This is a genomic window from Nitrospirota bacterium, assembly GCA_040756155.1.
In the GTDB taxonomy this organism is placed as follows: Bacteria; Nitrospirota; Thermodesulfovibrionia; order JACRGW01; family JBFLZU01; genus JBFLZU01.
Window position 1 is genome coordinate 1 of record JBFLZU010000079.1, and the last position, 10,311, is coordinate 10,311.

The 10,311-nt window shown below is 40.9% G+C and carries 8 protein-coding genes; 7 read left to right on the forward strand and 1 reads right to left on the reverse strand.

Annotation, left to right across the window (positions count from 1 at the left end):
- Positions 1-134: 134 nt before the first annotated feature.
- The gene (locus AB1488_07955; protein ID MEW6410030.1) at positions 135-1,193 is read left to right on the forward strand and encodes an efflux RND transporter periplasmic adaptor subunit; all 1,059 of its coding nucleotides are present in this window, start codon (positions 135-137) and stop codon (positions 1,191-1,193) included.
- A gap of 16 nt (positions 1,194-1,209) precedes the next feature.
- A complete protein-coding gene (locus tag AB1488_07960) occupies positions 1,210-4,404 on the forward strand; it encodes an efflux RND transporter permease subunit (GenBank protein MEW6410031.1) in 3,195 nt (1,064 codons plus the stop codon).
- 4 nt (positions 4,405-4,408) lie between these two features.
- On the opposite strand, the gene AB1488_07965 is transcribed toward AB1488_07960, so the two are convergent.
- On the reverse strand, positions 4,409-4,645 hold the full coding sequence (locus AB1488_07965; GenBank protein MEW6410032.1) for a hypothetical protein: 237 nt from the start codon (positions 4,643-4,645) through the stop codon (positions 4,409-4,411).
- A gap of 56 nt (positions 4,646-4,701) precedes the next feature.
- Here AB1488_07965 and AB1488_07970 point away from each other — a divergent pair, with 56 nt between their 5' ends.
- The 5 genes from AB1488_07970 to AB1488_07990 form a co-directional block, all read left to right on the forward strand.
- Positions 4,702-4,992: a PG0541 family transporter-associated protein gene (locus AB1488_07970; protein ID MEW6410033.1), complete on the forward strand. Its 291-nt coding sequence runs from the start codon at positions 4,702-4,704 to the stop codon at positions 4,990-4,992.
- Positions 4,993-5,036: 44 nt separating this feature from the next.
- The gene (locus AB1488_07975; GenBank protein ID MEW6410034.1) at positions 5,037-8,249 is read left to right on the forward strand and encodes an efflux RND transporter permease subunit; all 3,213 of its coding nucleotides are present in this window, start codon (positions 5,037-5,039) and stop codon (positions 8,247-8,249) included.
- Positions 8,246-8,698, forward strand: a complete 453-nt coding sequence (locus tag AB1488_07980) for an ATP-binding protein (GenBank protein ID MEW6410035.1) — start codon at positions 8,246-8,248, stop codon at positions 8,696-8,698. Before AB1488_07975 ends, AB1488_07980 begins: the two co-directional genes overlap by 4 nt.
- Before the next feature lie 19 nt (positions 8,699-8,717).
- Complete coding sequence (locus AB1488_07985; protein ID MEW6410036.1) at positions 8,718-9,050, forward strand: STAS domain-containing protein; 333 nt, start codon at positions 8,718-8,720, stop codon at positions 9,048-9,050.
- A gap of 2 nt (positions 9,051-9,052) precedes the next feature.
- The coding region (locus tag AB1488_07990) for a GAF domain-containing SpoIIE family protein phosphatase (GenBank protein ID MEW6410037.1) at positions 9,053-10,311 on the forward strand (1,259 nt) is incomplete at its 3' end.

A 10,311-nucleotide genomic window follows, 5' to 3' on the forward strand; every position in this document is an offset into this window, starting at 1 on the left:
GACTATTTCTCTGCCCTGTATGATTATCAGGTAGTAAGGGCGAAGTTAAAAAGAGATGTGGGGAAAGAATAATTAACAATGAACAATTGACAATTAATAATTGATAATTGGTAATTGTTTTTGAGGAGGAGGATATGCAAAGGTCAATAGTCTTTATCTCTACGATAGTTGTTTTTTTAGTTTTTGTATCATGCGCAAAAAAAGAAGATGAAAAAAAGGCTTCACTATCCAAAGAGACTGTGGTGAAGGCAATACCTGTTGAGGTTGGACAGATTACAATCCATAAGATGCAGGATATTGTCTATACCCTTGGCACGATAGCACCGAGTGGTAAGGCGAATGTTGGTGCGAGCGTATCAGGCAGGATAGAAATGATGCATGTCAGAGAAGGAAGTATTGTGAAGGCAGGCGATGTGATAGCAGAGATAAAAAGCACAGAATTCCAGATACAATATGATGCTGCAAAAGACCGCCTTGCACTTGCCGAGAGTGATTACCAGAGAAAAAAGAGGCTCTTTGAGGCAGGGGCGATTACTAAAGGTGAAAGAGACATTGCTGAAGACCGTTACAAACAGGCTAAGGCACAATATGAACTTGCAGAACAGCAGATGGCACACGCAAGGGTTACCGCCCCGATAACAGGGGTAATAGGTGCAAAACTTTTTGATAAAGGTGAGGTGGTAGGTGCGGGGATGCCCATTGTCAATATAATGAACACCTCTAAGGTAAATGTGGAATCAGATATACCGGAGAACGAGGTATATAAGATACGGGAAGGACAATGGTGCCAGGTTATATCAGATGCCTATACGGGTAAAGTCTTTTCAGGGAAGGTTGTGAATATAGCACCGCTCGCTGACCCCCTGAGTCGCACATTCAAGACAAAGATAGAGATTGACAATCCACAGATGCTTTTACATCCCGGTATGTTTGCAAGGGTTACTATAGTAGTTGGTGAAAAGCCAAAGGCCCGTGTAGTCCCTATAGATGCAGTGATAGAGAGAGAGGGAAGCGAGGTAATCTTTGTGGTCAGGGCGAACGAGGCAAATCTCATAAAGGTTAAGACAGGCTTGAAAGATAATAAATTTGTCGAATTACTGAATGAAGACTTAAAGATGGGAGAACAGGTTATTGTTCAGGGACATCAGAACCTGAAGGATAAAGATAAAGTTTCGATAGTGACAAAGAAATAATGAGTTTTTATAATTTATGAATATAGTCAAAACAGCCGTCAACAGACCTATAGCAACCATCATGTTTATAGTTGCCCTCCTTTTGATGGGAGTGCTTGCATTCATGCAGATAAATGTTGATTTACTACCAAAGATCTCTCTCCCATCCTTAATAGTAGTAACACAGTTTCCAGGTGCTTCTCCTCAGGAAGTGGAGGAGAAGGTAAGCATACCTCTTGAAGAGGTATTAAATACAACAGAAGGTATAAAGTCTATAACATCAAAGACGGAAGAGGAACTCTCCCTTATACAACTCGAGTTCGACTGGGGAACCGATATGAACTTTGCCTCGATGAAGGTAAAGGAAAAGTTGAACTCAGCGAAACTGCCACAGGATGTCAAAGACCCTTATGTCTGGCGATGGAATCCAGCGGACCAGCCGATATTCAGATACGATATATCAGGAAAGATGTCACTCGATAAACTCAGGGACCATGTTGAGCATAACATAAAACCAAGACTTGAACGACTTGGAGGTGTTGGCTCTGTAACAATCATTGGTGGACTCGAGCGTGAAATAAAAATAGAGGTTGATCAGAAAAAACTCGATGCATATTACATTACTATTATGCATGTCATACATGCATTGAAGAAAGAAAACCTTAACAGCCAGGGTGGACGCATAGAAGAGGGAAGAAGAGAACTTTTGATAAGGACTGTTGGTGAATTTAAAAACATATCCGACCTTGATAAGATAATTGTTGCTCTGAGAGGTGATAAGGTGCCAATTTACCTCAGGGATGTAGCGGTGATTAAAGATACATTTGCTGAGCAGAGGACATACTCACGACTAAACGGTTATGAATCTGTAGGTATTCTTATAAAGAAGGAAAGTGATGCAAATACCCTTAAAGTCATTAAAAATGTTAAAGAAGAACTTTCCCGTCTCCAGAAGGAATATCCAGAGGGGATGACATACGCAATATCCCAGGATGATTCAAAATTCATTCAGGAATCACAGGACATGGTGATCCATGACATCCAGTTCGGTGGTATGCTTGCTGTCCTTGTGATATTTGTATTCCTCAGGAATATTAGAAGTACAGTGGTGATTGCCCTTGCTATTCCAATATCTGTAATTGCGACATTCATAGGCATGCATGCACTCGGTATAACGAGGAATGTCCTTTCACTTGCAGGGCTTTCACTCGGTGTTGGTATGCTTGTTGACGATTCTACGGTTATTGTTGAGAATATCTATAGATTCCTTGGAAGAGGTTATAAACCTTCGGATGCTACGGTTTCAGGTGCCGTAGAGGTAAGTTCCAGCGTTATTTCATCTACCCTTACAAGCCTTGCAGTATTCTTACCAATAACATTTATGAGTGGGCTTGCGAGCCAGCTCTTTTCAGACCTTGCATGGACAGTTATCTTTTCCCTCTTCTTCTCTATGATAGTCTCCTTCACGATCACACCTATGCTTGCATCGAGGATACTCAAACCAGAAGGCGAGAAAAGTGAAAGCCCATCTATTTTAAGTAAACTCTTCAATAACCTTTTTGATAAACCCCTGAAGGCTATCGGCAACATCATCGTGAATACCTATGGATTTCTACTCGGTCTTTTAATGGGTTACTGGGTGAAGCGTTTGGTTATTGTAGGTATTGTGATGTCTGCATGTCTTATTAGCCTCCTATTTCTTCCCGGAAGGATATTTCTCCCATCAGGAAATGTACGAGAGGTTGCCGTCAAGGTAAAAATGCCTCTTGGAAGTTCTATACAGACAACAGACACAATAGTAAGACAGATAGAATCCATTGTGCTGAAAGACCTTGAGAAAAGAAGGTCTGAACTCGAAAAGGTTCGTGAGAAAGAGCGTGGGAAAAAGGTTGAACTCGAGAAGGACACTATCGCATCGGAGGTAAAGCCAGAAGATGCTGAGATAAACATTCAGTTAAACATGTATAAAGAGAAGGAATTAACAGTTGTTGACACTATAGTAGATGACTGGCGAAAGGGGGTATCAAAGATACCAGGTGCAGAGATAACCGTAAATAAGATATCAAAAGTTACCCGAGCAGGACAGGTTGGGACACCTATTGATATAAGGGTAGGAGGCACGGAGATTGAAAAGATAGAGGATGTCGCAGGACAGATATCAGGAGGCATGAAAGAGAAAGGTATAGATGCTGTTTTTGATGTCTCAACATCTATTGCACAGGGTGCACCAGAGATACAGGTGGAACTCGATAGAGATAAGATAAGCAGACTCGGGCTGAATACACGGGATATCGCCCTGCTGATCGCCGCTAATGTTCATGGAGTAGTAAGCACTACACTCGGACAGGGTGATAAGGAGGTTGATATTAGAGTTAGCAGTGCAGGTATAGATAAAAAAAGTATATCAGACTTTGAAAAGTTATCCATACTTTCACCGACTGGCAGAAAGTTCTTTCTCAGGGATGTTGCCAAGATATATATGGGGAGGGGCAAGGTTAAGATAGAACGGCAGGACCTTCACAGGATTGTATCTGTTACCTCGAATGTGAAACTTGAGTATTCACTGAGCGAGGTTATAGAAGACATACAGAAAAAGGTTATTGGTGCGATTGATTATCCTAGGGATCTTATAACATTTAAAGGAACAGCAAAGGATATGGAAGAATCATTCCTGCAACTTGGCATTGCACTGATAATCTCAGTGATACTTGTGTATATGATTATAGCCGCACAGTTTGAATCGTTTCTGAATCCTTTTATAATTATGTTCACACTGCCGCTTTCATTCATAGGAATATCACTGGGACTCAATGTTGCAAATGAGAAAATGAGCATTGCTGCAATGGTTGGAGTGATACTGCTCGGAGGCATTGTTGTAAGAAATGGCATCATACTAATTGAATATATAAGCATCCTCAGAAAACGGGGCATAGACAGGGATGAGGCGATTATGCAGGCATGTAAACTCCGCATCAGACCGATCTTTATAACCGCACTGGCTACTATACTCGGTATGACACCTATGGCACTCGGTATAGGACCTGGGGCAGAGCTTTATAGTGCCATGGCTGTGGTGGTTATATTCGGGCTTGCATTCTCAACAATGTTTACACTCTTTATAATCCCTACAATATACACGCTCTTCGATGACCTTAAAGATTACAGTGGTGCTATTGCCCTGAGGGTGCAGCAGTTGTTATTCCCATTCAAGGATAAAATTGAAGGACTATAATGAATTAGGAGATAAAAAGAGCATGTTGCCGAACAATCCTTTTCGCTTTCTGGAGAGAATTTTTGACAAATCGATGGCTCGTTACAGGCAATTTCAAAACTCGCCCTCCAGGCTCAAACAGTTGAAATTGCTTATCTTCCACTTCGCCAGGATTTGTTACCAAAAATTCTCTATGTCGCTCAAAGGGTTCGGCAACAGCCTCCAAAATGACAGAAAAAGTCATCATTTCTAAATCTGTCATTGCGAACGGAGTGAAGCAATCTCGTATTTTGGACAGTAATGTAGGAGGTATTATATATGAAAATGGTAACCATTATATATGACTCTGAGATAGATAATCAGATGATGGTTATATTAAAAAGAGCAAATGTAGAGAAATACACGAAGATAGAAGATGTGAGAGGTGTTGGGAGTTCAGGTGCAAAACTTAATAACCCTATAGGTCCCGGAATAAACAGCATGGTCATAGTAGTCGTTGATGACAATACCGCAGAATCTCTTAAGAAATCGTTGTCCGCACTCAAGAAATCAACCATTGAGAAAAGTGGTTTTAAGGCAATAATCACTCCTGTTGAGGAGTTTATTTAAGGCCGTTAGATAAAATCTATCTTACGGGCTGAAGGAGGAAAGATTTGAATACCGTCTTTTTTGTAAAACGCCCTGTTACAACCGTAATGCTGATGCTGGTATTGATGTTTATCGGTGCTCTTGCACTGACGAAACTTCCGATAGACCTGTTTCCAGACATAAGTAAGCCTACATTAAGGGTTTATACCGGATATTCAGGTGCAACTCCAGGTGAGATAGAAAAGCAGGTAACAAAAAAGATAGAGGAAGGACTGAGCACAGTAAAGAATGTGCGGAGGATAAGTTCGACATCCGGCGAAGGCTACTCAAGTGTTGTCCTCACCTTTGATTGGGGTGTAAATATGGACTTCGCCGCAATGGATGTGAGGGAAAAAATCGACCAGATCAAAGGCTCGCTACCAAAGGGAGTAGATGACCCAGTTGTTGAAAAGTTTGATCCATCAGCCCAGCCTATTGTTGTATTGAATGTTACGGGTAAAATGACTTCTGAACAACTTCGCTCTTTTGCAGAAGAAGAGTTAAAACCATCACTCGAAAGACTTATAGGAGTTGCATCGGTAAAGGTAACGGGAGGTGTTGAGAAAGAGATACATGTTGAGATAGATAATGCAAGATTAAAGGCATACGGTATATCCATAAAAGAGGTTGTTGATAGATTAAAAGAGGAGAACATAAGTCAGCGTGGTGGAAGGATGGAAAGCGGTATTACAGAATTTATGGTTCGCACAGTTGGTGAATTTAGAAGCATAAGCGATATAGAAGGCATAGTTATAGCGGTAAAGAAAGGAATTCCAATTCATCTTAAAGACATTTCAAATGTAAGAGAATCATACAAAGAAAAAAGAAATATGGCACGTCTCATGGCTTCTGTGTTTGCTGAAGGGATAGCAAAGAAAGAAAAGACTAATCCCCAAAAACAAGCAGAAAAAGAGATAAACGAAAGTGTCGAGATATCTATATTTAAAGAGCCAAAAGGCAATTCAGTAAAAGTATCCGATGCTGTAGCTGAGAATCGTGCCAAGATTTCAAAGAAACACCAGAATGTGCGGGTAGAGACCTCCTTTGATCAGGCTGATTACATAAAGGAATCTCTTGAGATGGTAAAAGGTGGCGCTATTGATGCTATTCAACTTACAGTACTTGTCCTTTTTGTATTCTTAAGGAGCATTAGAACGACCATAGTAATTGCCCTTTCACTACCTGTCTCTATTATTGCATCATTCCTCTGTTTCCCTGTAGTAGGCATGGGACTTAATATATTTTCATTGGCAGGACTTACACTTGCTACCGGGATGGTTGTTGATAACGCTGTCGTAGTACTCGAGAATATATACAGGCATATACATGAGGGGAGAAAACCATTTCAGGCAGCGATTACCGCTACACAGGAGGTTGGTGGTGCTGTACTCGCTTCCACACTCACAACCCTTGCGGTCTTTATTCCACTCACACAGGTAAAAGGGCTTAGCGGTCAGATATTTAAAGACCTCTCTTACACTATAGTATTTGCCCTTAGTTTTTCCTTTATTGTGGCGATGACGTTAACACCAATGCTTGCAGCACGTCTTTTAAAGAGTGCTGATGTAAAAGAGTCTCTTAAGGAAGGTGGAAATAAGATCGTAGTTAGGATAAAAGATATAAGTAGTAAGGTGCTGGATAAATTTATCGGTGGCACTTATCTTACATTATATATGAGGATACTTAACTTCTTTATTACTAATTGGAGGAGAAGAGTTACACTCATTGTATGTGTTACAGTAGCCTTCGGACTGAGTTTTCTGCTTAAACCAGGTGCAGAATTTTTCCCCGAAGGGAAACAGAAGGAATTTGAGGTTATCATGGAGTTACCAAAAGGTATTTCGCTTGCAGAGACTGACAGAATCGTGGGTATTGCTGAGAGAATACTTAAAGAGAGAGGAGACATTGAAACGGTAGCAACACAGGTTACTCCAGCTTATGGAAGACTTCTTATGAAGTTGAATACGAATGTTGAGACAAAAGGATTTATAGAACGGTTAAGGAAACCACTTGAGGAAAAGATACCAGCAGCAACCATAAAGGTGAATGATATATCTCCTATTAAGGCACTTGAGGGTGGCTCGAGGAAGGGGGACATCACCATCGAAATAGGTGGTTCAGACTTGGTAATGCTTGAAAGAATCGGCAGAGAAATAAAGGAAATCACCACAAAGGTAAAGGGTATCGTTGAAACAGATATAAGCATTGGAGGCAGGAGTCCTGAGGTAATTATTGAAATAAACAGGACAAGGGCTGCAGATATCGGGTTGACTGCGGAAAGGATAGCTGATGCTGTGCAGTTGAGTCTTTCTGGAGAAGTCGCAACTTCTATTAGAGAGGCAGAGAAACAGACAGACATCCTTGTAAAATCCAAGAGACTCGAATATACAACAGTTGAAGATCTAAAGAAGGTTAATATTACATCACCTCTTGGTGTCCAGGTACCTTTAGGTTCGATAGCTAATATCAAAAGGGAATTTGGTCCTTCAAGTATAGATAGACAGGAAAATCAGAGGCTTGTATCTGTATATGCTACTATTGCAGAGGGCGAAACACTCGGAACGGTCATAGAACGGCTCAAGAATGGCTCAAAGACAGGCGCCCTTGACAAATACAAACTCCCTGAAGGATATAGTATAAAGATTGGTGGTATGGGGAGTGCGATGCAAGAATCCACCAGGGAACTGTATTTTGCTTTGATTATAGCTATCCTGCTTGTTTATATGATAATGGCTGCACAGTTCGAATCGTTGATACACCCATTTACCATTATGTTTTCGGTTCCACTTTCTGTAATAGGGGTATTCATAGGGCTTTTTGTATTCGGACTGAAGATGAGCATTACAGCACTAATTGGATTTATCATGTTAGCAGGAATAGTGGTGAATAACGCCATCATTCTTATAGACTTCATAAACATCCTTAGAAGCAGGGGAATGGACAGAAATGACGCAATACTCCTTGCCGGGAAATTAAGAAGTAAACCAATTTTTATGACCACATTAACCACTGTTCTCGGTATGCTTCCTCTCTCCCTCGGTCTTGGTCCTGGTGCAGAACTTTATCAGCCGTTGGCTGTAGTTGTAATATTTGGGTTGAGCCTTTCTACAATGCTAACGCTAGTTTTCATACCTACCATATACTGTCTGATTGACGACATAAGAGACGTATTTGAACTTATAACCCTGAGGGTGCAGGGGATGTTCAGCAAGAAGGTGACATCCCTCGATGACTTATGAGCGGAATGGAGGTATTAGAAGAAACTGGACAAAGACTCCAACTAAAGGTTTCTGGGTCGCCTGAAGCACTGGGGGAAACAGTAGAGAGGGTTGAAGAGTTTTCAAGGAAGATCGGCTTTTCTGAAGAACAAATAGATAGAATCAAATTGTCTGTTGATGAGGCATGCTCAAATGTGATAGAACATGGGTATAATTTTGCCCCGGAAAGATATTATCAGGTTATATGTGAACGCCTCGAAAATGGTATAAAGATAGTGATAAAAGACGATGCAAAACACTTTTCGCCTCCACCTGTGACACCCCCTGACCCTGAGGCTGAACTTGGAGATATCAGGATAGGAGGTCTAGGGCGTTATTTTATGGGTGTTTTTATGGATAAAGTCTGGTATAATACTGAACTTAAAGAGGGAAATGAACTGACAATGATTAAATACCTTCAAAAACCATGAAGTATGATAAGGAGGTCTTATGGAAATAGAGGTTAAACGGACAGACGAGATAAATATCCTCGAGATAAAGGGGAGGATAGATTCTTTTACTGTTCCGATGGTAGAAAAAGAGATGGAGACGGTAATCAGTATGGGTGAATTCAAACTCATAGCTGACCTCGCAGATGTATCATACATAAGCAGTGCCGGGCTCAGGGCATTCATATCAGCACTCAAAGAGGTTCGCAAACATAATGGAGACCTTAAACTCGTTGCCATGCAGCCTTCGGTATCCACTGTGTTCAAGGTCGCTGGTTTTCTTAAATTTTTTAATATATACGATACAATAGACGATGCGGTCAAAAGTTTTTAAAGATGTCTGTCGAAAGAAAAATATATACAGATCCACTGAAACGGATTGAACAACTCGAGTCCCTTGCCAGCGCAAGTAAGATTATCAATTCCTCCCTTGACCTTGCCGAGATTCTCTCCCGTATAATGAACCTTACCACAGAGCTCCTCGATGCAGACAGGAGCACACTTTACCTTATAGATAAAGAAAAGGGTGAACTCTGGTCAATAGTAGCACAGGGTCTTGACCAGATAGAGATCCGCTTACCTCTCAATCAGGGTATAGCAGGGCATGTGGCTACAAATCTTAAAACACTTAATGTAAAAGATGCCTATGAACTCCCATTTTTTAACAGGGAGTTTGATAAAAAGAGTAACTACAGGACAAAGTCTGTTCTGTGTATTCCAATGATAAACAAGGAAGACAAAGCTGTTGGTGTGATGCAGGTCTTGAATAAAAAACATGGTGATTTTATCCCTGATGATGAAGAATTTCTCTATGCCTTATCAGATCACGCAGTGATAGCAATAGAGAATGCAATCATGCATAAGGATCTGATAGCAAAGAAGAAACTTGAGGAGGAACTACTGATTGCACACAAGATACAGAAAAGCATACTACCAGATACTGTCCCATCTGTTACCGGATATGACTTTGGTGCTATAAATGTATCGGCAAAGATTGTAGGTGGTGACTTCTATGATTTTATTCCCCTCCATGCAGGTAAGTGGGGGCTTGTTATGGCTGATGTCTCTGATAAAGGTATGCCAGCCGCTATCTTTATGGCGGTTTGCCGTACAGTCATGCGTGCAGTTGCAAAAGACAATGATTCAGCAGCAGAGGTTCTGAGGATGGCAAATGCCCTCATCTCTGAGATACATACGAGCAATATGTTTGTAACACTCTTTTATGGCATCCTTGATACTAAAGAGAGGAGATTGGTATATTCAAATGCAGGGCATAACCCCCCCCTCCTCTATAATGTCAATAGAGGTGAATACAGATATATCGAAATGGAGGGGACAGCAATCGGTGTAATGGATGGGATTGAGTTTGAGGAAGATTCTATTGATATGCAGAAAGATGACTTGCTTGTACTTTATACAGATGGGATTACTGAGGCTATAAATCCTCAAGAAGACGAATTTGGTTTGGATAGAATGATAGATGTTTTAAAAAATAAAGGCAGAAACCCTGCAAGAGATATAGTAGAAAATATCGAAAAGGCTGTTGATACCTTTGCAAGCGGCCAGCCGCAATTCGATGATATGACCCTCATGGT